Annotated in this window: 1 protein-coding gene; it reads right to left on the bottom strand. The window is 63.4% G+C overall.

The genetic code is table 11. The features are described from left to right. Window positions 1-128: 128 nt before the first annotated feature. A complete protein-coding gene (locus EOD07_RS36680) occupies window positions 129-476 on the bottom strand; it encodes a hypothetical protein (RefSeq protein ID WP_040985832.1) in 348 nt (115 codons plus the stop codon). Window positions 477-615: the final 139 nt, after the last annotated feature.

Genomic DNA, 615 nt, shown 5'->3' with positions numbered 1-615 from the left:
CGGTTGGGCTAGCTAGGCGACCTCGCCGTGGCCTTCCGCCCGGGATTGCGTAAAAACAAGGAGAGCGGTTCGCCGTTTCCGCGAAGCGCTTTGGGTTGGTTCGATCTCAAAGCAGCTGGATTGTTTTCTCAGGTCACCAGCGTGATGGTCGAGGCGATCAGCATGACGGCGGCAATGGCGACGAACAGCGCGTAGATGCGCGGCCGGTCGAGCAGCAGCGCATTGCCCGAAATCCAGGCCGCCGTGGCGCCGCCGAGCGCGAACAGGAAGCCGTTGCGATGGCCGAAGGACATGGAGGCGGCCATGAGGCCGCCGATGATCAGCGCGCCGAAGACGATGATGACGGCGACGGCATATTTCTCGAAATCATTGCCGCTGCCCATCGCCGGCCCCATCGCATTGAGATTGGGCAGGTCGTCCGGGTCGAAAGGGCTGGTCGAGCCGTATTCGTCTTGACCGAGGGATTCGCGCATCATTCGTTCTCCGCTGGGCGGCAACAAACCATCAACGCCTGCCGAGCGCAACCCGGCAAAGCCGCCACGGCGATGCATTCGCCGTCCGGCTGATGCCCTCGTGCCACGGTTTCCCGGCCGATCTCAACGGCGTAGAGGCGTT

It is taken from the genome of Mesorhizobium sp. M2C.T.Ca.TU.002.02.1.1 (assembly GCF_003997225.1).
This window is presented reverse-complemented; position numbering and strand designations above follow the sequence as displayed.